The organism is Kitasatospora sp. NBC_01539 (genome assembly GCF_045040525.1).
Lineage (GTDB): Bacteria > Actinomycetota > Actinomycetes > Streptomycetales > Streptomycetaceae > Kitasatospora.
The window spans coordinates 5,036,295-5,061,704 of the sequence record NZ_CP109390.1 but is presented as its reverse complement, the minus strand read 5'-3'; the positions used below and the strand labels follow the sequence as shown (position 1 = coordinate 5,061,704).

At 74.1% G+C, this 25,410-nt stretch carries 19 protein-coding genes; 2 read left to right on the top strand and 17 right to left on the bottom strand.

The features are described from left to right. Window positions 1–51: 51 nt before the first annotated feature. The 12 genes from ctaD to OG335_RS21865 form a co-directional block, all read right to left on the bottom strand. Entirely contained in the window at window positions 52–1,770 is a 1,719-nt protein-coding gene (gene ctaD, locus OG335_RS21920) for a cytochrome c oxidase subunit I (protein ID WP_405012824.1), read from the bottom strand. A 155-nt stretch (window positions 1,771–1,925) separates the two neighbouring features. Beyond that, window positions 1,926–2,783, bottom strand: coding sequence for a zinc metalloprotease HtpX (gene htpX, locus OG335_RS21915; protein WP_405012823.1), 858 nt, complete (start codon window positions 2,781–2,783; stop codon window positions 1,926–1,928). A gap of 124 nt (window positions 2,784–2,907) precedes the next feature. Next, window positions 2,908–4,440, bottom strand: a complete 1,533-nt coding sequence (locus tag OG335_RS21910) for an NADH-quinone oxidoreductase subunit N (protein WP_405012822.1) — start codon at window positions 4,438–4,440, stop codon at window positions 2,908–2,910. Window positions 4,441–4,488: 48 nt separating this feature from the next. Continuing rightward, complete coding sequence (locus OG335_RS21905) at window positions 4,489–6,042, bottom strand: NuoM family protein (protein ID WP_405012821.1); 1,554 nt, start codon at window positions 6,040–6,042, stop codon at window positions 4,489–4,491. A 118-nt stretch (window positions 6,043–6,160) separates the two neighbouring features. After that, on the bottom strand, window positions 6,161–8,176 hold the full coding sequence (locus tag OG335_RS21900) for an NADH-quinone oxidoreductase subunit L (protein WP_405012820.1): 2,016 nt from the start codon (window positions 8,174–8,176) through the stop codon (window positions 6,161–6,163). After that, the gene (gene nuoK / locus OG335_RS21895) at window positions 8,173–8,565 is read right to left on the bottom strand and encodes an NADH-quinone oxidoreductase subunit NuoK (RefSeq protein WP_405012819.1); all 393 of its coding nucleotides are present in this window, start codon (window positions 8,563–8,565) and stop codon (window positions 8,173–8,175) included. The genes OG335_RS21900 and nuoK overlap by 4 nt, the downstream gene beginning before the upstream one ends. A 5-nt stretch (window positions 8,566–8,570) precedes the next feature. After that, window positions 8,571–9,236 (bottom strand): NADH-quinone oxidoreductase subunit J, encoded by a 666-nt coding sequence (locus tag OG335_RS21890; protein WP_405012818.1) that lies wholly within the window; start codon window positions 9,234–9,236, stop codon window positions 8,571–8,573. Continuing rightward, window positions 9,233–9,784 (bottom strand): NuoI/complex I 23 kDa subunit family protein, encoded by a 552-nt coding sequence (locus OG335_RS21885; RefSeq protein WP_405015484.1) that lies wholly within the window; start codon window positions 9,782–9,784, stop codon window positions 9,233–9,235. The genes OG335_RS21890 and OG335_RS21885 overlap by 4 nt, the downstream gene beginning before the upstream one ends. Next, on the bottom strand, window positions 9,781–10,734 hold the full coding sequence (gene nuoH / locus OG335_RS21880) for an NADH-quinone oxidoreductase subunit NuoH (protein WP_405015483.1): 954 nt from the start codon (window positions 10,732–10,734) through the stop codon (window positions 9,781–9,783). Before nuoH ends, OG335_RS21885 begins: the two co-directional genes overlap by 4 nt. Window positions 10,735–10,736: 2 nt before the next feature. Then, complete coding sequence (locus tag OG335_RS21875; protein ID WP_405012817.1) at window positions 10,737–11,861, bottom strand: NADH-quinone oxidoreductase subunit C; 1,125 nt, start codon at window positions 11,859–11,861, stop codon at window positions 10,737–10,739. Beyond that, window positions 11,858–12,484, bottom strand: coding sequence for an NADH-quinone oxidoreductase subunit B (locus OG335_RS21870; RefSeq protein ID WP_405012816.1), 627 nt, complete (start codon window positions 12,482–12,484; stop codon window positions 11,858–11,860). The genes OG335_RS21875 and OG335_RS21870 overlap by 4 nt, the downstream gene beginning before the upstream one ends. Beyond that, window positions 12,475–12,891, bottom strand: a complete 417-nt coding sequence (locus OG335_RS21865; RefSeq protein ID WP_405012815.1) for an NADH-quinone oxidoreductase subunit A — start codon at window positions 12,889–12,891, stop codon at window positions 12,475–12,477. The genes OG335_RS21870 and OG335_RS21865 overlap by 10 nt, the downstream gene beginning before the upstream one ends. 347 nt (window positions 12,892–13,238) lie before the next feature. Here OG335_RS21865 and OG335_RS21860 point away from each other — a divergent pair, with 347 nt between their 5' ends. Next, window positions 13,239–14,426, top strand: a complete 1,188-nt coding sequence (locus OG335_RS21860; RefSeq protein WP_405012814.1) for a sensor histidine kinase — start codon at window positions 13,239–13,241, stop codon at window positions 14,424–14,426. 78 nt (window positions 14,427–14,504) lie between these two features. Here OG335_RS21860 and OG335_RS21855 read toward each other — a convergent pair whose 3' ends face one another. The 4 genes from OG335_RS21855 to OG335_RS21840 form a co-directional block, all read right to left on the bottom strand. Next, window positions 14,505–15,584: a S1C family serine protease gene (locus OG335_RS21855; protein WP_405015482.1), complete on the bottom strand. Its 1,080-nt coding sequence runs from the start codon at window positions 15,582–15,584 to the stop codon at window positions 14,505–14,507. Between the two features lie 252 nt (window positions 15,585–15,836). Further along, a complete protein-coding gene (locus tag OG335_RS21850; RefSeq protein WP_405012813.1) occupies window positions 15,837–16,979 on the bottom strand; it encodes a glycosyltransferase in 1,143 nt (380 codons plus the stop codon). Beyond that, complete coding sequence (locus tag OG335_RS21845) at window positions 16,976–19,870, bottom strand: CDP-glycerol glycerophosphotransferase family protein (RefSeq protein WP_405012812.1); 2,895 nt, start codon at window positions 19,868–19,870, stop codon at window positions 16,976–16,978. The genes OG335_RS21850 and OG335_RS21845 overlap by 4 nt, the downstream gene beginning before the upstream one ends. 163 nt (window positions 19,871–20,033) lie before the next feature. Continuing rightward, a complete protein-coding gene (locus OG335_RS21840; protein WP_405012811.1) occupies window positions 20,034–21,671 on the bottom strand; it encodes a glycosyltransferase in 1,638 nt (545 codons plus the stop codon). A 153-nt stretch (window positions 21,672–21,824) separates the two neighbouring features. Here OG335_RS21840 and galE point away from each other — a divergent pair, with 153 nt between their 5' ends. Continuing rightward, window positions 21,825–22,808, top strand: coding sequence for a UDP-glucose 4-epimerase GalE (galE, locus tag OG335_RS21835; protein ID WP_405012810.1), 984 nt, complete (start codon window positions 21,825–21,827; stop codon window positions 22,806–22,808). Window positions 22,809–22,925: 117 nt separating this feature from the next. Here the strand turns inward: galE and OG335_RS21830 are convergent, their stop codons facing one another. Continuing rightward, complete coding sequence (locus OG335_RS21830) at window positions 22,926–25,220, bottom strand: serine/threonine-protein kinase (protein ID WP_405012809.1); 2,295 nt, start codon at window positions 25,218–25,220, stop codon at window positions 22,926–22,928. Window positions 25,221–25,410: the final 190 nt, after the last annotated feature.

The following is a 25,410-nucleotide window of genomic DNA, read 5'->3' as shown; positions in this document are numbered from 1 at the left end:
CGGGCGCGGCGAGTTCTTCCAGGGGTTCCCGGAGGACGGGCGGGTCCGCCGTCAGGTGCGGGGCCTGCCGGGTTCGACGGCGTTCTGCAGCCGGTCGAACTCCGCGATGTCGGGGTGGTGGAGGTCGAAGGCCGGGCTCTCGGAGCGGATGCGCGGCAGGGCGGCGAAGTTGTGCCGGGGCGGCGGGCAGGAGGTGGCCCACTCCAGGGAGCGGCCGTAGCCCCACGGGTCGTCGGCCTCGACCTTCTCGCCGTACCTGGCCGTCTTCCACACGTTGTACAGGAACGGCAGCACGGAGAGCCCGAGGAGGAACGAGCCGATCGTCGAGATGGAGTTCAGCGTGGTGAAGCCGTCCGAGGCGAGGTAGTCGGCGTAGCGGCGGGGCATGCCTTCCGCGCCGAGCCAGTGCTGCACGAGGAAGGTCAGGTGGAAGCCGGTGAACAGCGTCCAGAAGGTGACCTTGCCGAGGCGCTCGTCGAGGATCCTGCCGGTCATCTTCGGCCACCAGAAGTGGAAGCCGGCGAACATCGCGAAGACGACGGTGCCGAAGACGACGTAGTGGAAGTGGGCGACGACGAAGTACGAGTCGGAGACCTGGAAGTCGACGGGCGGGCTGGCGAGGAGCACGCCGGTGAGGCCGCCGAAGAGGAAGGTGACGAGGAAGCCGACGCTCCAGAGCATGGGGGTCTCGAAGCTGAGGGAGCCTCGCCACATGGTGCCGATCCAGTTGAAGAACTTCACGCCGGTGGGCACCGCGATGAGGAGGGTCATGAAGGAGAAGAACGGCAGCAGCACCTGGCCGGTGACGAACATGTGGTGGGCCCAGACGGTGACCGAGAGGCCGGTGATCGCGATGGTGGCGCCGATGAGGCCGGTGTAGCCGAAGATCGGTTTGCGGCTGAAGACCGGGATGATCTCGGTGACGATGCCGAAGAACGGCAGGGCGATGATGTAGACCTCGGGGTGGCCGAAGAACCAGAAGAGGTGCTGCCACAGCAGGGCGCCGCCGTTGGCGGGGTCGAAGACGTGGGCGCCGAACTTCCGGTCGGCCTCCAGGCAGAGCAGGGCGGCGGCGAGCACGGGGAACGCGAACAGCACGAGGATGCTGGTGAAGAGGATGTTCCAGACGAAGATCGGCATGCGGAAGACCGTCATGCCGGGGGCGCGCAGGCAGACGATCGTGGTGATGAAGTTGACCGAGCCGAGGATCGTGCCGAAGCCGGAGAACGCCAGGCCCATGATCCACATGTCGCCGCCGATGCCGGGTGAGTGGATCGCCCCGGAGAGCGGCGTGTAGGCGAACCAGCCGAAGTCCGCGGCGCCGCCGGGGGTCAGGAATCCGGCGACGGCGATGAGCGAGCCGAAGAGGTACAGCCAGTAGGCGAGGGCGTTCAGCCGGGGGAAGGCGACGTCGGGGGTGCCGATCTGCAGCGGCATGATCCAGTTCGCGAAGCCGGCGAAGAGCGGGGTGGCGAACATCAGCAGCATGATCGTGCCGTGCATCGTGAACAGCTGGTTGAACTGCGTGTTCGAGACGATCTGGGTGCCGGGCCGGGCCAGCTCGGCCCGCATCACCAGGGCCATCACGCCGCCGACGAGGAAGAAGGCGAACGCGGTGGTCATGTAGAGGGTGCCGATCCGCTTGTGATCGGTGGTGGTCAGCCAGCCCACCAGGGCGCGCCCGCGGTGGGGTCGGCGGGCCTCGTCGAAGCGCCGCCGCCGGGGGCGTGGGCGAGGTCTGTGGTCGGTGTCGGTCGGCAGAATCGTCACTGCGCCCACTCCTCCGCGCCTGGCCGGCCGGCCGGCCGACGGGTCACCGGCCCATCAGTACCAGGCGGGGCGGGCGGCGGGCGGAGGCTCGCCGCGCGGGAGCGCCCGGGTCACCCGGGCTGCCGCACCCGGGCACCGGGCGGGGCGGGGCCGTCTCAGCGGCCGGCCATGTGCTCCAGCCGGGCGATCCGCTCCCGCATCGGCGGGTGGGTGGAGAAGAGCCTGGCGCCGCGCTCACCGGGCCGGAACGGGCTGGCGATCATCATGTGGCTGGCCGTCTGGATCTGCGGCTCGGGCGGCAGCGGCAGCCGCTGGGTGCCCGCCTCCAGCTTGCGCAGCGCGCTCGCCAGGGCGAGCGGGTCTCCGGTGATCAGGGCTCCGTCGGCATCCGCCTGGTACTCGCGGGAGCGGCTGACGGCCAGCTGGATGAGCGAGGCGGCGAGCGGGCCGAGAATCATGATCATCAGCAGGCCGACCAGCCCCGGGCCGTCGTCGTCGTCGCCGCGGCCGACCGGGATCAGCCAGGCGAAATTCACCAGGAACATCACCACCGAGGCCAGGGCCCCCGCCACGGACGAGATCAGGATGTCCCGGTTGTACACGTGGCTGAGCTCGTGCCCGAGCACGCCGCGCAGCTCGCGCTCGTCGAGGATCTGCAGGATGCCGTCGGTGCAGCAGACGGCGGCGTTGCGCGGGTTGCGGCCGGTGGCGAAGGCGTTCGGCGCGGGCGTCGGCGAGATGTACAGCCGGGGCATCGGCTGCCGGGCGGCGGTGGAGAGCTCGCGGACGATCCGGTACAGCTGCGGCGCCTCGATCTCGCTGACCGGGCGGGCCCGCATGGCGCGCAGCGCGAGCCTGTCGCTGTTCCAGTAGGCGTACGCGTTGGTCGCCACCGCGACCACCAGGCCGATGATCAGCCCGGCGCGACCGAACAGGCTGCCGATGCCCAGGATCAGCGCCGACAGGGCGCCCAAGAGTACGGCCGTCCTCAAGCCGTTGTGCTGGCGGTGCACGGCTGACCCTCCGTGGTGGTGCGTCGGGGAGCCCGGTGGCGGCACCCTCGTCGGAATCAACGGAAGGATGCCGCTCGTTCGTTCCCCGCCGCATCCCGGGCGGGCCGCCCGGGTGGTCCCGCGGTCAGAACAGGGTGCCGTCCACGACCTGCAGCACGAGCTGCGGGACCACCGACAGCACGACCGCGCCGCACGCCGTGAGCGCCAGCGCGGCGGCCAGCGGAGCGGGGGTGCGGAGCGTCCCGGCCGCGACCGCCGGGGCGGTCTCCGGGGCGGGTGCGAAGAGCTTCGCCGTCCACTGCAGGTAGTAGAAGAGCGCGATCACCACGTTGACCGCCATCACCACGGCCAGCCAGCCCAGCCCGGCGTCGACGGCGGCGCGGAAGACCACGACCTTGCCGAAGAGGCCGACCACGCCCGGGGGCAGGCCCGCCAGGCACAGCAGGAAGAACGCCATCGCCAGGGCGCTCCACCGGTTGCGGGCGAAGAGCCCGCGGTGGTCGTCCAGCCGGGTGCCGGAGGTCCGGGCGACGACCGCGACGACGCCGAACGCACCGAGGTTCACCACGCCGTAGATCAGCGCGTACGCGACGGTCGCGCCCAGCGGACGCGGCGAGCCCTCGTAGCCCGCCGCGGCCAGCGGCACGATCAGGTAGCCGGCCTGGCCGACCGACGACCAGGCGAGCAGCCGCACCGCGCTGTACGGCGTGCCGGGCCGCTGGCGGAGCGCCGCGACGTTGCCGCCGGTCATGGTGAGCGCGGCCAGCACCGCCAGCACCAGGCCCCAGGTGTGCGCGTACGGGTGGAAGGCGATGGTGGTGACCAGGGCGAGACCGGCCAGGCCGGCCGCCTTGCCGACCACCGAGAGGTAGCCGGCCACCGGCAGCGGCGCGCTCGTGTACGTGTCGGGCAGCCAGAAGTGGAACGGCACGACGGCGACCTTGAAGGCGAAGCCGACGAGGGTGAGCACCGCGCCGGCTGCGGCGAGCGGCTTCAGCTGAGCCGGAGCGACCGCCAGCCCGTCCGCGATCGCGGTCAGGTGGATCGAGCCGCTCACCGCGTACACGAAGCCGACGCCGAGCAGCATGACCGCGGTGGCGGTCACCGAGGAGAGGAAGAACTTCAGGGCGCCCTCGGCGCCGCGGCCGTCCCGGCGCAGCGCGACCAGGGCGAAGGCGGGCAGCGAGGCCACCTCCAGCGCGATGATCAGCGTGGCGAGGTCGCGGGAGGCGGGCAGCAGGGCGGCACCGGCGGCGCTGCTCAGCAGCAGGAACCAGTACTCGCCGCCGGGCAGCCGCTCCTCGTCGACGGTGTGCAGCGACAGCAGCACCGCGATCAGGGCGCCGCCGAGCGCGAGCAGCTGGAAGGCCAGCGCGAAGTGGTCGGCGGTGTAGCTGCAGGCGCCGGTGCCCGCCGCGGTGCGCAGGCAGAAGGTCGAGCGGGCGTCGCCGCGCACCAGCGGCAGCATCGACGCCAGGGCGCCGACGAGGCCGGCGGCGGAGATCCAGCCGAGGGCCTTCTTCCGGGCGGCGGGCAGGAAGAGGTCCGCGACCAGCACCAGGAGCGCGGCCAGCGCCGCGATGAGCGGCGGCGCGACGGCCACCCAGTCGACGGACTGGATGAGACCGCCCGGGTCGGCGACGGCGAGACGGTTCATGGCGGGCTGCCCCAGGAGAGGAGATCCGAGCGGGGTGCTGATCACGGCTCAGCCACCCCCGAGCAGGTGCTTGACGGCCGGGTCGGAGAGGCTGAGCAGCAGCGCCGGCCACACGCCCGCGGCGAGGGTGAGCGCGGCGAGCGGCGTCCAGCTGACCGCCTCGTACGGCTTGAGATCGGGCACGTGGGCGACGGCCGCCGGCTGCTCGGGGTCGCCCATGCAGACGCGGCGGACGACGACGAGCAGGTAGCCGGCGGTCAGCAGGGTGCCGATGCCGGCGAGCACCATGTACGTCACGAAGGCGGGCCGGGAGAGCCCCGCGGCCGGGTCGAAGGCCCCGAACATCGCGAGCAGCTCGCCCCAGAAGCCCGCCAGGCCGGGCAGGCCCAGGCTGGCCACGGCGGCGAAGGCGAGCAGGCCTCCGATACGGGGCGCCCGGCCGTACAGCGCCGCGCCGGTGGCGCCGGCGAGCGTGTCGAGGTCGGCGGTGCCGTAGCGGTCCTTGACCGCGCCGACGAGGAAGAACAGCAGACCGGTGATCAGGCCGTGCGCGATGTTGGCGAACAGGGCGCCGTTGACGCCGGTCTGCGTCAGCGAGGCGATACCCAGCAGCACGAAGCCCATGTGGCCGACGGAGGAGTAGGCGATGAGGCGCTTGAGGTCGCCCTTCGCGCCGGGCCTGGCCAGCGCGAGGCAGGCCAGCGAGCCGTAGACGATGCCGACCGCGGCGAGCGCGCCCAGGTAGGGGGCGAAGGTGGCCGTGCCCTCGGGCACGATCGGCAGCAGCACCCGGACCAGGCCGTACGTGCCCATCTTGAGCAGCACGCCGGCGAGCAGCACCGAGCCGACCGTGGGCGCTGCGGTGTGCGCGTCGGGCAGCCAGCTGTGCAGCGGCCACGCGGGCGCCTTCACCGCCAGGCCCGCGAGGATCGCGAGCGCGGCGACCACCTGGGTGGTGTGGCTCAGACCGCTGCCGTGGGCGGCGGCCAGCTTCGTCATGTCGAAGGTGCCGGCGTCGGTGCCGATCAGCAGGAAGCCCAGCAGCATGACCGCGGAGCCGAGCAGGGTGTAGAGGATGAAGCGGTTGGCGGACGGCACCTTCGCACCGCTGCCCCAGCGGGCGATCAGGAAGTACATCGGGATCAGCACGACCTCGAAGGCCACGAAGAACAGCACCAGGTCGAGCACCGCGAAGGTGGCGAGCATGCCGACCTCCAGCAGGAGCAGCAGACCGGTGAACGCCTGCGCCGTCGGCACGCCCTCGCCGGAGGGCAGCCGCCGGGTCGAGTAGACCGCGCAGAGGAAGGTGAGCAGCGCGGTCAGCACGAGGAGCGGCAGCGAGATGCCGTCGACGCCGAGGTGCAGGCGGACGTCGAGCGCGGGGATCCAGGCGGTGTCGGTGACCGCCTGCACGCGGGCCGGCTCGTCGTGGTCGAAGCCGGCCGCGAGGGCGATCGTCAGCGCGAGCACCGCGCCGGTCACGGCGGTGCCGAGGCGCAGGGCGCGCCGGTCGGCGGTCGCCCGGTCGGGGCCGAGCGGGACGAGCGTCACGGCGGCGCCGGCGAGCGGCAGCAGCAGGAGGGCGATGAGGACTGCGTTCATCGGGGGCTCCAGGGTCGGGCTGCGGCCGGCTCGGCGGTACGGGCGGTACGGGCGGTGCTGGTGCTGCGGGCGGTGCTGGTGCTGCGGGTGCTGCGCGGGTGGCGGGGCGGCGGCAGGGTCATGTGCCGACCGCCACGAGGACGGCGAGCACGACGGCCCCGGCCAGGAGGGCGCTCAGGTAGGCCTGGGCGTTGCCGTTCTGGGCGCGCCGCACGAGCCACCCGAGGGCGTTCGCCCCGGTGCCGGTGCCGCGGACGTACGTCTCGACGACCTCGCGGTCGAGGAAGCGCACCAGCCGGGCGGCGGCCGCGGTCGGGCGGACGAACACGGCGCTGTAGAGCCGGTCGACGCCGAAACCGTGCTGCGCGGAGCGGTGCAGCGGGCCGAGGAGCAGCCGTCCGGGGTCGGCGGGCAGCCGCTCGGCCGGGGGCGGGCCGGCCTGCTCGGGCACGCGCCCGGCCGCGGCCGGGCGGACGGCCTGCCGGGCGGTGGCGGTGCGCCACGCCGCGTACGCGACGAGGACGCCGGCCACGGCCAGGCCGGTGCCGAAGACCGAGGTGGTGAGCGAGGGGCGCAGCGAGCCGCCGTCGAGGAGGGCGGGCAGCCAGCCGCTGCGCAGGCTGGTCACGCCGAAGGCCATGGTCGGTACGGCGAGCACCCACAGCGGCCAGCGCATCGCGGACGGCTCCGCGGTCGCCGGGTCGGCCTCGTCGATCTCCGGGGAGTACGGGGCGCCGTCGGCGGCCGGGGCGGCGGCGGGTGCCCCGGTGCGGCCGTGGAAGGCGACCAGCCACAGCCGGGTGGCGTAGGCCGCGGTGAGCAGCGCGGTGAGGGCGGCGGAGACCAGGACGATCCAGCCGGCCGCCTCGGGGACGGCTGCGGCCGGGCCGACGCCGTTGGTCAGCGCCTCGCCGTGCGCGGCGTGCTCGGCGGCCGTGAGCACGGACTCCTTGGTGAAGAAGCCGCTGAACGGCGGCAGGCCGACGAGGGCGACGAGGCCGATGCCCATCGTCCAGTAGGCGTCCGGCACCCGTCGGCGCAGGTCGTGCATGCCGGACATCGCGCTGAGGGAGTTGGTGTGCGCGGCGTGGATGACGACGCCGGCGGTGAGGAAGAGCAGGGCCTTGAAGGCGCCGTGGCCGACCAGGTGGAAGACGGCCGCCTCGCGGTCGCCGGAGGCCAGCGCGCCGGCCATGTAGCCGAGCTGGCCGACGGTCGAGTAGGCGAGCACCCGCTTGAGGTCGTCCTGGGCGAGGGCGCAGAGCGCCGAGCCGACCATGGTGAGGGCGGCCATCACGGACAGCACCACCAGGGCGGCGCCGGAGAGCAGGAAGACCGGCAGCAGCCGGGCCACGAGGTAGATGCCCGCGGCGACCATGGTGGCGGCGTGGATGAGGGCGGAGACCGGTGTGGGGCCCGCCATCGCGTCGGGGAGCCAGGTGTGCAGGGGGAACTGCGCGCTCTTGCCGGCCACGCCGGCGAGCAGCAGCAGGGCGATCAGCGTGGGGTGGCCGAGCCTGCCGTCGGTGGCGGCGGTCAGCACGTCGGTGATGCCGAAGCTGCCCGCGTCGGCGCCGAGCAGGAAGATGCCGAAGAGGAACGGCACGTCGCCGAGCTTGGTGACGAGGAACGCCTTCAGCGAGGCGGAGCGGGCGTCCTGGGTCTCCCAGTGGTGGCCGATCAGGAAGTACGAGCAGATGCCCATGATCTCCCAGCCGACCAGCAGGATGATCAGGTCGCCGGAGTAGACGACCAGGAACATCGCCGCGGTGAAGAGCGAGACCAGCGCCGCGTACGAGGGGTAGCGGGGGTCGTCCTTGAGGTACGCGGTCGAGTAGACCTGCACGCAGGTGGCGACGAGGCCGACGAGCACCGAGATCAGCGAGCTGTAGCCGTCGAGGTGGACGGAGAGCGCGATGCCGGGGCCGCCGGTCGGCGCCAGCCGGGTCGAGGCGTCGAGGGTCTGGCCGGTGCCGAGCTGCAGGGCGACGACGAGGGCGAGCACCGCCGACACGGCGACCGGGAGGACCGCCAGCGGACGGGCGAGGCCGGGGTACCGCCGGCCGGTGGCGAGGGTGGCGGCCGCGCCCAGGGCGGGCAGCGCGGGGACGAGGACGGGCAGGGCGAGGTTCATGCGGCCTGGCCCTCCGGCTGGGTCGAGGGGGCGGCGCCGGCACCCGTCCCGGACGCACCGGGCTCGGCCGCGGCGGCCTCGAACGGGTCGCCGAGCGCGGTCAGCCGGTCGATGTCCGCGGTGCCGCGGGTGCGGAAGACCAGCAGCACGATCGCGAGACCGAGCCCGATCTCGGCGGCGGCGACGGTGATGGTGAAGAGGGTCAGTGCCTGCCCGGCGTGCACCGCGTCGCGCAGCCAGGCGTCGAAGGCGACGAGGTCGAGGTTGACGGCGTTGAGCATCAGCTCGACGGACATCAGCACGAGCACGGTGTTGCGCCGGGCGAGCACGCCGTAGACGCCGACGCAGAACAGCAGCGCGGCGAGGACGGTGGGGTAGACGAGGTGCATCGGCGTCAGCGCTCCTGCGCGGGGGCGGTCGGGGCGGTGGACGGCTCCGGGGCGGCGGGGCGGCCGACGGGCTTGCCGGCCCGCAGCTTCCCGGCACGCGGCCGGGGCAGCCGGGCGGAGTCGTTCCGGGACAGCACGATGGCGCCGACGAGGGCGGCGAGCAGCAGCACGGACAGCGCCTCGAAGGGCAGCACCCAGTGCCGGAAGAGGTACTCGCCGGTGGCGCGGGTGGAGCCGCCGCCCCCGCCGAGGTCGATCCAACTGGTGCGGAACGCGTCCGCGACCAGCGTCACGAGGGTGCCCGCGGCCGCGAGGGCCACGCCGAGCGCCACCCAGCGGTTGCCGGAGTCGGCGTCCGGGGAGCGGCCGATCGGGGCCCGGGTCAGCATCAGCCCGAACAGCACCAGCACGATCACCGAGCCGAGGTAGATCAGCACCTGCGCCCAGGCGATGAACTCCGCCGTGAGCAGCAGGAACTCCACGGCCAGGCCGCCGAGCGCGACGACCAGCCACAGCGCGGCGTGCACCAGCTGCTTCGTCGTCACCGACACCACGGCGGCGCCGAGCACCACCAGACCGACCAGCAGGAAGACGACCTCGACCCCGGCCGGGGAGAGGAAGGAGCGTGCGGCGGGCTCCAGCGGGCCTGTCGCGGCGAGCAGGGCGGTCATGCGTCCTCACCGGCCTCGGCGGCCGCGGCGGCGGCGAGCTTCTCGGCCGCCTTGCGGGCGGTGGCGATCTCCTTGGGCTCCTCGGCGGCCGGGTCGAGCGCGGGTGGCGCGGGCACCGTCCACATCCACTCGCGCAGCCGGTCCCGCTCGTGGGTGAGGTCGAGGATGTCGGTCTCCGCGTACTCGAACTCGGGCGACCAGAAGAGCGCGTCGAAGGGGCACACCTCGATGCAGATGCCGCAGTACATGCAGAGCGAGAAGTCGATCGCGAAGCGGTCGAGCACGTTGCGGGTGCGGGCGCGGGCGTTCGGGTCGGCGGCGGGCAGCGTCTCCTTGTGGGAGTCGATGTAGATGCACCAGTCCGGGCACTCGCGGGCGCAGAGCATGCAGACCGTGCAGTTCTCCTCCAGCAGCGCGATGACGCCGCGGGAGCGCGGCGGCAGCAGGGGCTGCACGTCGGGGTACTGCGCGGTGACGGTCTTGCGCGTCATGGTGCGGAGGGTCACGGCGAGGCCCTTGGCCAGGCCGGTGCCGGGGATGTTCATCAGGAGATCGCCACCTTGACGATGCCGGTGAGGGCCAGCTGGACGAGCGCGAGGGGGATCAGCACCGTCCACGCGAAGCGCATCAGCTGGTCCTCGCGCAGGCGGGGGTAGGTGACCCGCAGCCAGATCACCACGAAGGCCAGCGCGAAGGTCTTGAGCAGCGTCCACAGCCAGCCGAGCGAGTCCGCGAGCGGCCCGTGCCAGCCGCCGAGGAACAGCACCGTGGTCAGCCCGGAGACGACCAGGATGCCCGCGTACTCGGAGAGCAGGAACAGCGCGAACCGCAGGCCGGTGTACTCGGTGTACGCACCGAAGATGATCTCCGAGTCGGCGATCGGCATGTCGAACGGCGGCCGCTGCAGCTCGGCCAGACCGGCCGTGAAGAAGACGAACGCGCCGATCGCCTGCCACGGGATCCACCACCAGTGGAAGGCGTCCACGATCTCCGGCAGTGCCACCGTGCCGGCCGCCATCGCCACCGAGGCCGCGGCCAGCAGCATCGGCAGCTCGTACGACATCAGCTGGGCCGCCGTGCGCAGGCCGCCCAGCAGGGAGAACTTGTTGGCCGAGGCCCAGCCCGCCATCAGGGAGCCGAGCACGCCGATGCCCATCACCGCGAGCACGAAGAAGATGCCGGCGTCGACCGTCTGCCCGACGAAGCCGTCCGGGCCGACCGGGATCACCAGCAGCACCACCAGGTACGGCAGCAGGGCCACCGCCGGGGCGATCCGGAAGACCTTGCGGTCCGCGCCCGCCGGGACGATGTCCTCCTTCTGCGCGAACTTCACGCCGTCGGCGACGAGCTGCGCCCAGCCGTGGAAGCCGCCCGCGTACATCGGGCCGAGCCGGCCCTGCATGTGCGCCATGACCTTGTGCTCGGTCTGGCCGATCACCAGCGGCAGCACCAGGAAGACGATCAGGGTGGCGACGCAGCGCAGCAGCGTGTCGATCAGGGTCACGCGCCGTCTCCGTCCTGGGTGGGGGCCTCGGGGGTGTCCGGGGCCTCGGGGGTGTCCTGGGTCCTGGATGCGTCCGGCGCCGCCGGGGCCTCGGGAGCTGCAGGGGCGTCGGGTGCCGCCGGTGCCGGGGCGCCCTCGGCGGTCTCCGGCGCCTCGTGCGCCGGGACGGGCGCGTGCCAGGGGGCGTCCGCGGACTGTGTGCGGGCCGGGCGGCGCGGGCGCTCGCCGGCCGGGGCGGCCGGGGTCTGCCCGGCGTCCTCCGCGGCCTGGCTCACCGAACCGTCGCTGATCGAGCGCGTGCGCCGCGGCCGGTCGGCGCGGACGGGCGCGCCCTCGGCTCCGGGCGCCGCGGCGGCAGCACCGGCCGCCGCACCGGCCGCGGCCCGGGGGCCGGTGCCGGCCGCGCGCGGGGCGCGGGCCGCACCGCGGGCGGGGCGCTCCGCGACCGGGGGCAGGGTGCCCTTGAGCGGGCCCCACTCGTTGGGGTCGGGCACGCCGGGGGGCTGCATCTTGCGCCGGGCCGGGCCGTCGCCCTCCGACTCGCCCGGCTCCTTGGCACCGGGCCAGGCCTTGGCGACGCGGGCGGCGAGCACGAAGTCCTTGCGCAGCGGATGGCCCTCGAAGCCGTCCGGCAGCAGCAGGGTCACCAGGTGCGGGTGGCCGGGGAACTCGATGCCGAACATCTCGTGCGTCTCCCGCTCGTGCCAGCCGGCACCGGCGTAGACGCCGACGGCGGTCGGCAGGGCGGCCTTCTCGCGCGCCACCCGGGTGCGCAGCAGCAGGTGGCGTACGGTGCCGGGGGATCCGACCTCGGCGAGGTGGGCGGCGACGGAGAAGCCGTCGGCGAGCTCGTCGACGGCGCTCAGCCAGTCGAAGTAGGTGAGGCCGAGGGTGTCGCGGGCGGCGGTGAGCGCCTCGGTCCAGTGCTCGGCGGGCACGTCGACGGTCAGCAGGCCGTAGGCCTCGGAGGCGGTGGCCCAGGGGCCGATCTCCGCCGCGGTGCGCTCGGCCGGCGTCGGCTCGGCGGGCGGCTCCACGGGGGCCTCGGGCGCGGGCTCGGGAACGGTCTCGGCCGACGCCTCGGGCGCGGGCTCGGCCGGGGTGGGCTCGGGGGTGGTCACTGCGCGCCCTCCGGTCCGGCGACCAGCCCGCGGCGGAGCGCGGAGGCCGGCGCGGCGTAGCGCTGCGGCAGCGACTCGGCGGCGATCTTCTCCTGGAGCTTGAGGATGCCCTGGAGCAGGGCCTCGGGCCGGGGCGGGCAGCCGGGCACGTAGACGTCGACGGGGATGATCTGGTCGACGCCCTTGGTGACGGAGTACGAATCCCAGTAGGGACCGCCCGAGTTGGAGCAGGCGCCGAAGGAGATGACGTACTTCGGCTCGGGCATCTGCTCGTAGAGGCGCTTCACGGCGGGCGCCATCTTGTCCGTGACGGTGCCGGAGACGATCATCAGGTCGGCCTGGCGGGGGCCCGGCGCGAACGGGATGACGCCCATCCGGATGAAGTCGTGCTTGGCCATCGACGCGGCGATGAACTCGATCGCGCAGCAGGCGAGGCCGAAGTTGAAGCACCAGAGGCTGTAGCGGCGGCCCCAGTTGAGCACGACCTTGACCGGGTCCGGCGCGAGCCGGGCGAGCGGGCCGATGCGGCGCGTCTCGACGGCGCCGGGGGCGGCCGGGTCGGGGATGCCGAGCGGCACGGGGCCGCCGGAGGCGCCGTGCGCGTGGCCGTGGGTCACGTCCATTCCAGAACGCCCTTCTTCCAGGCGTAGAGCAGTCCGACCGCGAGGAAGCCGATGAAGACGAACATCTCCACCAGCGTCGCCGCCCCGTACCCGGCGGCGGCGAAGACCGTCGCCCAGGGGAAGAGGTAGATCGCGTCGACCGCGAAGATCACGTACAGGAAGGCGTAGACGTAGTAGCGGATGTGGGTGTGGGCCCACCCCTCGCCGACCGGGTCGACCCCGCACTCGTACGCCAGCAGCTTCTCCGGCGAGTGGACCACCGGACGCAGCAGGCGGTTGGCGGTGAACGAGACCGCGACGAACAGCACGCCGACGAGGGCGATCAGGCCCACCGCCGCGTACGCGTCGAAGTAGCCGTCGCCCGCGGCCGCACCGGCACTGCCGGCGGCAGCCAGCTGCCCCTCCATGCGTTCGCCTCCACCTCGGCCGGGCCGCCGTGTGACCGGCGGGATCCGAACTCTTTGCACACCCATAACCAACGCTAAGGCGTGAGTCTAAATGCACCGCTGAGGTACTCCTGCACCCGCCCGAGCGGGCAGCCACATGCTGGACACCGGCCCCGGGCGCCACGGGAGCGGGCCGCCGTCCCCCGGGTGGGGATAACCCCCCTCCGGGGACGGCACCCAGCACCATGGCGCGGCGGCGCCACGGACCGCGATGCTGGTCCGGCAGCGGAGGCCGGGCGCCACGGGGGTGCCCGGATCCGCTGCTCCCCGGGGACGGGGGCGACGACGAAGGGGCAGGTGCGCGCACGATGAAGGACCTGGCTGACCGCGAGGCGGAGGCGGCCCGGCCCTCCCTGTACGGGCCGCGGCTGTGGCTGCAGGTGCAGCACCTGCTGCTGAACCTGCCGCTCGGCATCGCCGGGTTCGTTCTCACGGTGGTGACGCTGACGGTCGGCCTGGGCCTGGCGCTGACGGTGATCGGCCTGCCGGTGCTGGCCGCGGGCCTGGCCGGCAGCCGGTGGCTGGGGTCGGTCGCCCGGCGGAGGGCCCGGCACGCGCTCGGCTCGGACGTCGCCGAGCCGGGCCCGCTGACACCGGCACGGACGGGAGTGGCGGGCCGGATCGTCGCCGGGCTGACGGACTCCCTGAGCTGGCGCTCCGCCGTGTACGGCGTGCTGCTGCTGCCCTGGGGGATCATCGGCTTCGCCCTCACCCTGGTGCTGCTGATCGTGGGGTGGCCGGTGCTGCCGTGGGCGATCGGCGGCCTGGCCGCGCTCGACCGGATGCTCGTCGGCAGCCTGCTCTGCCCGAACGCGCTGACCGTGCGGGTGCGGGAGCTGGAGGACGACCGCGGGGCGGTGGTCGACACGGCGGCGGCGGACCTCCGCCGGATCGAGCGCGACCTGCACGACGGCGCGCAGGCCCGGCTGGTCGCGCTGGCCATGGACCTCGGCCTGGCGAAGGAGAAGCTGGGCGAGGCGGGCACGGCGGACGAGGTCGCCGCGGCGGCCCGGATGGTGGACACCGCGCACGGCGAGGTGAAGCTGGCCCTGCAGGAGCTGCGCGACCTGGCCCGGGGCATCCACCCGGCGGTCCTGACGGACCGGGGCCTGGACGCGGCGCTCTCGGCCGTCGCGGCGCGCTGCACGGTGCCCGGCGGGGTGAGGGTGCACGTCGACCTCGACGGCACCGACCGGCCGGACGCCGCGGTGGAGGGCATCGCGTACTTCACCGTCAGCGAGTTGCTGACCAACGTCTCCAAGCACTCCGGCGCGCACTCCGCGACGGTGGACGTCCGGCGGGCCGGCGACCGGCTGCTGCTGGTGGTGCAGGACGACGGCCACGGCGGCGCCGACCGCGGCCGGGGCAGCGGGCTGGCGGGTCTCGCCGAACGCGTCGGCGCGGTCGACGGGGTGTTCGCGGTGGAGAGCCCGGCGGGCGGGCCGACCTCGGTCACCGTCGAGCTGCCGTGGCGCACCCGGGCGGCGCGCGGCTGACGGAGGGGTGGTGCTGGAGGGCCCGGCGGCCGCCTCCCTTGCGCGGTGCGGCCGCCGGGCCCGGCCCGTGGGTGCGGGTCAGGCGGTCTTGAGGGTGTCCAGGGTGGCCTGGGCGGTACGCGTGGTGCCGTCGCGGGTGTAGGTCACGGTGACCTGCTCGCCCGGGGTGAGCTGGGCGAGCGCGGTGGTGAGCGAGGCGATGGTGGTGACGGGGGTGTCGCCGAGCCTGGTGATGACGTCGCCGGCCTGGATGCCGGCCGTGGCGGCGGACCCGCCGGGGAGGACGCTGACGACGGCGACGCCCGCGGGCTGGAAGTTCGCGTCGAAGTAGGTGCGTCCGGTGATGTCGAGGGCGGCCCGGCCGGAGTCGGTGACCTTGCCGTCCTTGATCAGCTGGTCGGCGATGCTGGTGATGGTGACCGACGGGATGGCGAAGCCGATGCCGGGCGCGGCTCCGCCGTTCAGCTCCTGGTCGACGGCGGCGAGGGTGTTGATGCCGATGACCTTGCTGTCCAGGCCCACGAGCGCGCCGCCGCTGTTGCCGGGGTTGATGGCGGCCGAGGTCTGCACCATGTTGCTGATGGTCGCGCCCGCCGCGTTGCCGCTGGCGGGCTCGGTGACGGTGCGCCCGGTCGCCGAGACGATGCCCTGGGTGACGCTGCTGGCGAGCCCCAGCGGGCTGCCCATCGCGAGGGTGATCTGCCCGACCTCGACCGTGGAGGAGTCCGTGAAGACGGCGGGCTTGAGCCCGCCGGGCACGCTGGTGAGCCGGATGACCGCCAGGTCGGACTCGGGGTAGCTGCCGACGAGGGTGGCGTCGAGGCCCTTGGTGCTGTTGGCCAGGGTGACGGTGAAGGTGGTGGCGGTACCGACGACGTGGGCGTTGGTGACGATGTCGCCCTTGTCGTCGTAGACGATGCCGGAGCCGAGGCCGTCCGCGGTGGTGATCTGCACGACCGAGGGCAGCACGTCGGCGATGACCCGCTGGTAGGCGTTCTGCAGCTCGACGCCCCCGGCGGCCGCGGCACCCGACCCCGCGGAGGCGCCGCCGGTGGCGGACCGGGTGGCGGACGCCGACCGGGAGGCCGAGCCGGACGCCCCGGGCTGCGGGGCGGCGGCACTGGTGCACCCGGTCGCCACGAGTCCGGCCAGCGCCAGGGCGGCGCCGTACGACCAGAGCTTCGGCCCGGTGGGGCGGGGTCCGGCCGGGTACGGGCGGGTCGGTTCCTTCTTCGGGCGCACCGGGGTTCCTCCGGAGGTGTGCACGGATGCGACAGGCGAGACGGCTTTGTCAGCATTTCACCTGTATGTCCGGTTCACCGGACCGGCGCGCCCGGAAACCCCGCCCTCGGGGCCGGCCGGCGGCCGGTCAGCCCCGCGACACCCGCCACACCCGCCACACCCGCCGGGTCACGCCTCCAGCAGCTCGAAGAGTTCCTCCCAGCGGTCCAGCACCCGGTCAGGGGCGTACCGCACGATCTCCCGGCGGGCCCGCTCCCCCATGGCGTCGCGCAGCTCCCGGTCGTCCATCAGCCGGCCGAGCTGCCGGGCCAGTGCGGCGGTGTTGCCGACCGGGGCGAGCAGCCCGTCCACGCCGTCCCGGACGATCTCGTGCACACCGGGGGCGCAGTCGAAGGCCACGCAGGGCACGCCGCAGGCCATGGCCTCCATGAGCGAGATCGGGAAGCCCTCGCCGCGCGAGGACAGCACGAACACCCCGGCCCCGGCCAGCGCCCCCGGCACGTCGTCCGTCCGGCCGGCGAACTCGACCGACCCGTCCAGCCCGAGCGCGGAGCACTGCGCGCGCAGCGCGTCCTCCTCCTCGCCGAGGCCGTAGATCCTCAGCTGCCAGCCGGGCCGGTCGGCGACCGCCTCGGCCCAGGTCTCCAGCAGCAGGTCGACGCCCTTCTCCTGGGCGAGGCGGCCGATGGAGACGACCGTCCGGGTGGCCGGTGCGACCGTCTCCGGCAGCGCGAACGGCAGCGGGTTCGGGATGCCGCAGGTGGAGTTCATGCCCTGGCGGATCCAGCCGTCGGCGTCCTCGTCGGTGAGCACGACCAGCCGGTCGACGTCGGCGTAGTACCGCTGCACCCGGCCGAACCGGGAGGACGCCCTGCAGGTCTCGAACGACTCGTGGCTCATGCCGATCACCTGAAGGCCCTTCAGGTCGGCCAGCGCCACCCACTCCATCGCCCACACCTGGGTGACGATCACCACCGCACCGGGCCGGGCGGCGCGGAACATCTCGCTCATCCGCCCGGCGGCCTCCCGCATCCCGGCGGCCCGCGCGGCCTGCCGCCGCCGGGCTCGCACGTCCAGCTGCTGCCACGGGAAGCGAGGCGTCCACGCCGCCGGCGGCTGCCCGGTGTGGAGGGTGGTCATGCCGTACGGGAGGTCGTCGCCGAAGTCCTTGTGCAGCACGGCGGGCGTGATGCCGATCAGCTCGACCCGGTGCCCGCGGCCGGTCAGCAGTCCGGCCATCCGGTGCGACCAGCTGGCCACCCCGCCCAGCTCGTCGACGCTGTTGCTGACGATGAAGATGTCGCGGCTCACGCGCCCGCCTCCCGCTCGTGCTTGCCGGCGCCGAACATCAGGTCGGCGACCCGTGCCGCCGCGTCGCCCCGGTCGTACTCGCCGTACGCCGCCGCGAAGTCGCGCCGCGCGTCCGCGTACTCCTTGCCCACCGACTCCAGCCCGGCCAGGGCGGCGAACAGCTCGTCCGGCTCCCGCAGCACCGGCCCCGGCGCCTCGCTCAGCAGGTCGAAGTACGTGCCGCGGACGTCGTCGGCGTACTCCTCCCAGTCGTAGGCGAAGAACAGCATCGGCCGGTCCAGCAGCGCATAGTCGAACATCAGCGAGGAGTAGTCGGTGATCAGCGCGTCGGAGAGCTGGTAGAGCGGGGTGACCTCCTGGACGTCGGAGACGTCGATCACCCGCCCGCGCACCGACGGCGGCAGCACCACCTTGTTGAGGTAGTGGCAGCGCACCAGCAGCGTCATCCGGTCGCCGAATCGCTCCGCGAACTCCTCCACGTCGAAGGGCAGTTCGAACGCCCGGACCTTGCCGCGGGCGTCGGCGCGGAACGTCGGCGCGTACAGCACCACCGGCTTCGACAGGTCGATGCCGAGCTCGCCGGCCAGCTGCCGGTCCTTGGCGGCGTCCTCGCGCAGCAGCACGTCGTTGCGCGGGTAGCCGGCCCGCAGCAGCCGCTCCTCGCCGATCCGGTACGCCGGGGCGAGCGTGCGCACGTCGTGCTCGGAGCGCACGACGAAGTGGTCGAAGCGGTTCAGCCCGGCCAGGTACTCGGCCTGCTGCACCGGCGTCTGCCGCTTCAGCGCGGCCAGGTCGAAGCCCATCTTCTTGAGCGCCGAGCCGTGCCAGGTCTGGATGTAGGTGGTCTCCGGGCGCTTGCGCAGCCGGTGCGGGAAGCCCTGGTTGTCGACCCAGTACTCGGCCTGCGCGAGGGCCCGCAGGTACGGCCACGACCAGCGCCGCACCAGGGTGGCGCCGGAGGGGAAGCCCTCGGTGCTCCGCGCGTACGACCAGACCGCCTTCATCGGGGTGCCGCGCCGCACCAGCTCCTCGTAGACGGCGCGCGGGCTGTCGCTGTACTGCCGGCCCTGGTGGCTCTCGAAGACGACCTGGCCCTTCACCACCGGCAGCTTCTGCAGGAGCTGGTGGTAGACCTTCAGCTTGGTGTCGCCGTTGTTGAGGGTGCGGCGCAGCTCCATGGCGCCGCGCACCGTCCGGCGGGCCCGGTCGGCGGCGGTGTTGGCGAGGGCGGACGCCTCGCCGCGCAGGGCGCGCTCGATCAGGTCGGTGCCCCTGCGGGCGGCCGCGCCCTCGGCGGTGAGCTCGAAGGCCAGGTGGCCGCGGGCGGTGGCCTGCGGGGTGAGCCGGTCGCCGGTGAGCCGGGTCAGCCGGGGCCGGACGGCCGGGGCCGGCGGGGCCGCGAGGTCGGTGTCGCCGACGGTGAGGCGGGTGGTGGTGCGCTCGCCGTTGACGGTCAGCACGCAGCGCACGTCCCACACCGCGTCGAGCACGCCGAGGGGCCGCAGCCGGCGGCCGAGGTCGGCGGTGGCGCTCCAGGCGATGCCGTCGCCGTCGTGCCGCACCTCCCCCACCGGGAAGGTGAACGACTTCATGCCCTTGCGGCGCGGCGAGAACAGCAGCCGGGCGGAGAGCTTGGCGTCGGACGGGATGCGGCCGAGCGGGTTGACGATCCGCCCGGCGAGTTCGACGCCGGCCGGGCCGGCGGCGTAGCGGGTGAGCCGGTTGCGCAGGAAGAGCTTGCGCAGCGGCGTCGCGTGGTAGCCGTGGGCCGTGACGTCGAGCACCCGGCGGCCCTCTGGGTCGTCGAGGTGCTCGGGGCAGAAGTAGACCCGGCCGTCCTGCTCGGTGAGCGGAGCGGCGAGCTTGTCGCGGTTGATGAGGGTGTCGACGGCGGGCAGCAGGTTGTCCCAGTCGTCCTGGCCGAGCAGGTAGGCGCAGACCCGCTGCGGGCTGCCGACCTCCTCGTACGCCTCGGGGGCGAGCCCGGTGAGGTAGTCGCGGGCGTGCCCGGCGAACTCCTTGCGGAAGTCCTCCGGCAGGAACGGCAGGTCGCGCAGGTGCAGCACCAGGTCGTGCTTGAGGAACTTCACGTCCTTGCGGTACTTCAGCTCCGTCATGCCGCGGTCGGCGAGCATGGCGTCGATCCGGCGGTGGATCTCCAGCCGGTCGGTGAAGTTGCGGATCTCGTGGCGCCGGTTGGAGAGCGAGCGCTCGCCCTTGGCGGGCGGGGCGACGTCCCACCAGTAGACCCGGTTGGGGATGAGGGTGATCCTCGCGGCGGCGAGGTACGCCTGCGAGGAGAACAGCAGGTCCTCGTAGAGGATGCCGACGGGGAAGGTCAGCCCCTGCTCGGCGAGGAACGCCCGCCGGTAGGCCTTGTTGGTGGAGAGGGTGTCCCACACCAGCAGGTCGGGCATCTCGGCGACGGAGTCGAGGGTGCGGGTGCGGGCGTAGATCCACGGGTACCAGGCGTCGGTCTTGCCGTGCCGGTTGCCGAGGAAACGGCGCACGCTGAGGCCGGAGACGAGGTCGGCCCCGGTGCGGGTGCCGGCCTCGTAGAGGTTGCGGGCGGCGTGGTCGGCCAGTTCGTCGTCGCTGTCGAGGAACATCACGTACTCGCCGCGGGCCTCCGCGACGCCGTGGTTGCGGGGCGCTCCGCAGCCGCCGCTGTTGGCGGGCAGCCGCAGGGCGCGGACGCGGCCGGGGTGTTCCTGCTCCAGCCGCCGGGCCACGGCGTGGCTGTCGTCGGTCGAGCAGTCGTCGACGATCAGCACCTCCAGGCCGCGCAGCGACTGTCCGAGGGCGGAGGCCACCGCCCGGGGCAGCCGGGCGGCGTCGTTGTAGACGATCACGATGACGCTGACCAGCGGCTGCGCCTGGCTGGAAGGCATGGAGCGAGGGTCCTTGTCGTCGGGTGCGCTGAGGGTGGTGGTGCGGGTTCCGTGCTCTGTCGATCGAGCCACGGCATCGTGGGATTCCCGTGAATTCTCCCACCGCGCGCGCAGTGCCCCGTCCCCCCGGGCCCCGTGGGGCACCCGGGGGCCGTGGGAGCGGTCAGCCGAGGCGGGCGAGGATGCGCCGCACGCGGGCCCGGACGACCTCCCAGCCGCCGCGCACGCCGTCGGCGACCCGCAGGCCGAGCTCGCCGTTGGTGGTGCCGTACGCCTGGACGAGGGCGAGGCGCAGCAGCGGCCGGTGGACGACGGCGTGCCGCTTGCCCAGACCGGGGGCGCGGACGGCGGTCACGGCGCGGGAGCCGTCGGCGAAGCCGAGGCCGACGCGCAGCGACCAGGCGGTCATCTCGCCGACGTCGCGCAGCTCGAAGGCGTCGACGGTGGTGGAGGCCGTCCAGCCGCCGTCGGCGTGCGGGGTGAGCTCCAGCCGTCGGCGGACGCTCAGCGGCGGGCCGAGCCGGGTGCGGAGCTCCAGTTGGGCGTTGATCGGCCCGGCGGCCGACACCAGCCCGTACGGGTCGTGCACGCGCAGCCGGACGACGCAGACCGGGCCGAGCCGCAGGGAACCGTCGACGGCCAGCGGCAGCCGGCCGGGCGGCAGGGCGTCGAGGCCGGTGAGCGGTACGCCCGCGGCGAGCACCGGGCTGCCGTCGTCGTCGGTGAGGTAGGGCGGGGCGAGCCGCGGGGGGCTGGCGGCGAGTTCGCAGGCGCGGGCGAGTTCGGCGCCGTCGACGGGTTCGGGCCGGGCCAGCAGGAGGTCGCTGAGCCAGCGGCCGGCCGGGCTGGCGGCGGCGGCCGGGGCGGGGCCGAAGCCGGCGAGGTGGGTGCGGGCGATGCGCCACCAGGCCGCGCGGTAGGCGGCGGGCTTCTGCCGCAGTTCGCGGACGTACATCCGCAGGTCGTGGTCGATGAACTTGGTGCGGGCGGCGTCGGCGAGTCCGGGGGCGCCGGACTCGTCGAGGATGCGGATCGCCTCGGCGTGCGCGTCCACGCGGTCCTGCCAGTTGCGGACCTCGTCGCGGCGCAGGGAGATCGACTGCCGGCCGGCCTCGCGGCGGACGTGCCAGAGGTAGACCGTCTCGCCGACGGCGACCAGGCGGGGCCGGGCGGCGTACAGGCGGGCGGTGAAGACGAAGTCCTCGTAGTGCACGGCGCCCTCGGCGAAGCGCACCCGGTGCTTGTCGAGGAAGTCCCGCAGGTACAGCTTGTTGACGCAGAGGGTGTCGCGGAGGAACTCCGGGCGGGCGTCGATGCCGTCGTAGCGGCGGGGCGGGGCGCCGACCGCGGGGAAGAGGTCGCGCTGCCAGGGGGTGTCGGTGCCGGCCGGGAGTTCGCGGCGCACGCAGACGCCGGCGGTCACCTCGGCCTGTTCGGAGACGGCGGTCGCCAGCAGGGTGCGCACGGCGTCGGGGGCGAGCACGTCGTCGCTGTCGAGCAGCATCACGTACGGGCTGCGGGCGGCGGTGAGGCCCTGGTTCCGGGGGGTGCCGCAGCCGCCGCTGTTCTCCGTCCGCGTGATGACTCTCACGCGGGGATCGGCGGCGGCGAGGCGGGTCAGGCGCTCCGGAGTGGCATCGGTGGAGGCGTCGTCGACCACGACGACCTCCGCGACGCAGCTCCCCTGGGACAGCGCCGAGCGCACCGCGTCGGCGATGTGCGCGGCGTCGTCGTAGACGATGACCACGATGCTGACCTGGGGTGTCGCGCCGGGCGTCGTGCCGGGAGTGCTGGCGGTCATCCCGCGACCTGCTCCTCCCGCTGACGACAACCGCCTGCGATCGTACCGGACCGTACTTATCAGGGTGTCGGATAACTCGCGCCTCGGACGCGCCGACCGGGCCCGCCGGGCGGCGGGAGTCGGCTCGAACGCGTGCCGCATAGGATTTCGAGTATGACTTGGTTGATCACGGGCGGCGCCGGATACATCGGCGGACATGTCGTACGGCAGCTCGCGGAGGCCGGCGAGCGGGTCGTCGTGCTCGACGACCTCAGCTCGGGCGCGCCCGGCCGGCTGCCCGCGGGGGTGCCCCTGGTGGTCGGCTCGACGCTCGACCGCGGGGTGCTCGACGCGGCGATCCGGGAGCACGGCGTGACCGGTGTGCTGCACGTCGCGGCGAAGAAGCAGGTCGGCCAGTCGGTGACGGAGCCGCTGCTCTACTACCGGGAGAACGTCGAGGGCCTGCGCACGGTGCTGGCCGCCGCCGTCGGGGGCGGTGTGCGCCGGGTGCTGTTCTCGTCCTCGGCCGCGGTGTACGGCATGCCGGACGTCGACGTGGTGACCGAGGACACCCCGTGCGCGCCGATCAACCCGTACGGCGAGACGAAGCTGGTCGGCGAGTGGCTGCTGCGGGCCGCGGCCCGGGCGTACGGGCTGTCGACGGTCTCGCTGCGGTACTTCAACGTGGCGGGCGCCCACTCGCCCGAACTGGCCGACGACGGGGTGAGCAACCTCGTGCCGATGGTCTTCCAGCGGCTCACCGACGGCCTGCCCCCGCTGGTCTTCGGCGACGACTACCCGACGCCGGACGGCACGTGCGTCCGCGACTACATCCACGTCGAGGACGTCGCCTCCGCGCACGTCGCCGCGGTGCGCCGGCTGGACGCCGAGGACGGGCCGCTGAGCCTGACCCTCAACATCGGCCGCGGCGAGGGCGTGTCCGTCCGCGGGATGCTCGACGCGATCGCCCGGATCACCGGCCACGACACCGCGCCGGAGAACGCCCCTCGCCGCCCCGGCGACCCGGCCCGGGTGGTCGCGGCCGCCGACCTCATCCGCAAGGAGCTCGGCTGGTCGGCGCGGTACGGCGTCGACGAGATGATCGGCTCAGCCTGGGACGGCTGGCTGGCCCGGCACCCCGGGGCCCGGCGGCCCTGACCCCGGCCCCGCGCCGGCGGGGCCGTGCGGGGCCGACCGGGGCCCAGGGCGTGTCTGACCATTCCCGACGGGCGCCCGACGCCGCACGCTGATCCGCCGCGAATGGTCAGACACGCCCTAGTGCGGTACCGCCGTGCCGTAGTACGAGTCCAGCGCGTAGACGCAGCGGTCCTTGCTGCCCGCGAAGACCCGGCCGGCGACGGCCACCGGTGACCCGGTGAGCTCGCCCTTGGTGCCGAGCTCCCAGCGGAGCCGCCCGGTGGCCAGGTCGACGGTGTGCAGGGAGTGGTCCCGGCTGCCGACGTGCACCAGGCCGTCGGCGACCGCGGGCGATCCGACGATCTCGCCGCGGGCGGTGTAGCGCCAGCGCTCCCGGCCGGTGGCCGTGTCGAAGGCGAACAGCGTGTCCCCGGAGCCGAGCAGCACGGCGGTGTCGGCGACCACCGCGGGCTCGGCGCCCTGGCGGCTGCCGGTCCGGCCGCGCCAGCGCTCCCGGCCGGTGGACAGGTCGACGGCGTAGAGGGTGCCGAGGTAGTCGGCGACGTACACGGCGCCGGCGTCGAGGGCCGGCGGGGTGAAGAGCACCACGGGGGCGTCGAACCGCCAGCGCTCGGCGCCGGTGGCCGCGTCCAGCGCGTGCACCCGGGTGCCGGACGTGACGTACAGCACGCCGCCGCGCTCCACGGGACGCGAGGGCACGTCCTCGCCGACCCGGAACGACCAGCGCAGCCCGCCGCCGCGGGGGTCGACGCAGCGCAGCCGCCCGCCGCCGTAGTAGTACGCGGCGCCGCCGAGCAGGGCCGGGCCGGACTGCGGGTTCTCGTAGTCCTGCTGGGCGTCGTCGGCCCGCCACAGCTCGGCGCCGTTGGCCGCCGAGCGGAGCTGGACCCCGCCGCCCCTGATGCCGCAGCAGAGCACGCCGTCGGCGGCGTCCAGGGCGTACACCCAGCCGTCGAGGGAGTTGCGCCAGCGCTCGGTGCCGTCGGCGACGTCGACCGTGTACAGGTGCGGGCCGTCGGCGGCGTGCACCCGGCCGTCGGCGACGGCCAGGGCCCAGGCGACGTCCCGGGTCTTCCAGCGCCGCTCGCCGGAGGCGATGTCGAGCGCGTGCACCTCGAAGCTGGAGACGAACAGGGTGCCGTCGGCGACCACCGGGGTGCCCCACACGTCGTTGGACATCCGGAACCGCCAGGGCCGCCACCGCACCGCCGGGGCGGGCGGCGGGGCGGGGGCGGGGGCGGGCACCGGGGCGCGGCGCACCCAGTCGGTGGCCGCCGGGGCGGCCGCGCTGCTGCCGGGCTGCCCGGCGACGGACTGGTCGGCCCGCGGTCCGGGCCCTATCCGTACGGGACCGCCGGACAGCCGCACCTCGCCGGCGGCCGGCCGGCGGCCCGGGGCGATGCGCTCGGTGGCGGCCTCGCCGCCGAGCGAGCCGGCGCCGGCGGCCACCGGCGGCGGGGCGACCGGCTGCGGCGGCACCGGGGCGACGGGCTGCGGGACGACGGGCTGCGGGGCGGGGACGGGGCGGCGGCCGCGCTTCTGCTCGATGAGTTCGAGGGCGCTGTCGGGCAGCCAGTCGCCCGCGTCGCCGAGGGCGTCGTCCGAGAAGAGGTGCGGGGCCAGCTCGGCCTGGATCTGCGCCGGGGTGGGACGGTGCTCCGGGGAGGGGCGCATGCAGGCCCGGACGAGGTCGACCAGCTCGACCGGCAGCCCGGAGAGGTCGGGCTGGTCGCGCAGGAGCTGGAAGACCGTCTCGACCGGGTTGGCGCCGCGGTACGGCGGGTGCCCGGTGCCGCAGAAGACGAGCAGCGAGCCGAGCGAGAAGACGTCGCTCGCGCCGGTGACGCTGCGGCTGTCGCGGGCCTGCTCGGGCGACATGTAGGCCGGGGTGCCGACGGCGACGTTGGTCATGGTGAGCCGGGTGTGCGAGACGCCCGCGGCGATACCGAAGTCGATCACGCGCGGGCCGTCCTCGACGACCAGCACGTTGGACGGCTTGAGGTCGCGGTGCACCAGGCCGGCGGCGTGGATCGACTGGAGGGCCTCGGCGATGCCGGCGACCAGCCAGCGCACCGCGACGACCGGCAGCGGCCCGCAGTGGTTGACCAGGTCCTCCAGCGAGGGCGCGGGCACGTAGGCGGTGGCGAGCCAGGGCACCCGTGCGTCGGCGTCGGCATCGACCACGGCGGCGGTGTAGAAGCCGCCGACCGTCTTGGCGGCGGCGATCTCGCGGGCGAAGCGGACCCGGAAGAGGTCGTCCTCGGCCAGCTCGGTGCGCACGGTCTTGATGGCGACGCGGCGGCCGGAGGCGGAGCGCGCCAGGTAGACCAGGCCCATTCCGCCCGCGCCGAGCCGCCCCAGCACCTCGAAGGGCCCGATCCGCCTTGGATCGTGCGCCGTCAGCTGGTCCACTGAGCTGCCACCTCCCCGTTGTGCCGTCCCCGGTACGGGGGTGCGCCCCCGATTCTCCAGTGCGCACCCCCCGGGAGCCAATCTCCCCCGCCCGCGGCACGCGGGCGGGCTGTAGCGGAGCGGCGGCCTCCGCCCCCGAACGCCTCCCGAACGCGGCGGCACGAACCGTATCGGCGCCCGCGTCCGACGA

Bases quoted from the DNA above. Each gene is read 5' to 3' on its own strand.
- OG335_RS21905 (WP_405012821.1), bottom strand. From the start codon at position 6,042: ATGAACGCAGTCCTCATCGCCCTCCTGCTGCTGCCGCTCGCCGGCGCC.
- OG335_RS21890 (WP_405012818.1), bottom strand. From the start codon at position 9,236: ATGACCGCCCTGCTCGCCGCGACAGGCCCGCTGGAGCCCGCCGCACGC.
- galE (WP_405012810.1), top strand. From the start codon at position 21,825: ATGACTTGGTTGATCACGGGCGGCGCCGGATACATCGGCGGACATGTC.
- OG335_RS21845 (WP_405012812.1), bottom strand. From the start codon at position 19,870: ATGCCTTCCAGCCAGGCGCAGCCGCTGGTCAGCGTCATCGTGATCGTC.
- OG335_RS21910 (WP_405012822.1), bottom strand. From the start codon at position 4,440: ATGAACCGTCTCGCCGTCGCCGACCCGGGCGGTCTCATCCAGTCCGTC.
- OG335_RS21860 (WP_405012814.1), top strand. From the start codon at position 13,239: ATGAAGGACCTGGCTGACCGCGAGGCGGAGGCGGCCCGGCCCTCCCTG.
- OG335_RS21870 (WP_405012816.1), bottom strand. From the start codon at position 12,484: ATGGACGTGACCCACGGCCACGCGCACGGCGCCTCCGGCGGCCCCGTG.
- nuoK (WP_405012819.1), bottom strand. From the start codon at position 8,565: ATGCACCTCGTCTACCCCACCGTCCTCGCCGCGCTGCTGTTCTGCGTC.
- OG335_RS21865 (WP_405012815.1), bottom strand. From the start codon at position 12,891: ATGGAGGGGCAGCTGGCTGCCGCCGGCAGTGCCGGTGCGGCCGCGGGC.
- OG335_RS21900 (WP_405012820.1), bottom strand. From the start codon at position 8,176: ATGAACCTCGCCCTGCCCGTCCTCGTCCCCGCGCTGCCCGCCCTGGGC.
- OG335_RS21840 (WP_405012811.1), bottom strand. From the start codon at position 21,671: ATGACCGCCAGCACTCCCGGCACGACGCCCGGCGCGACACCCCAGGTC.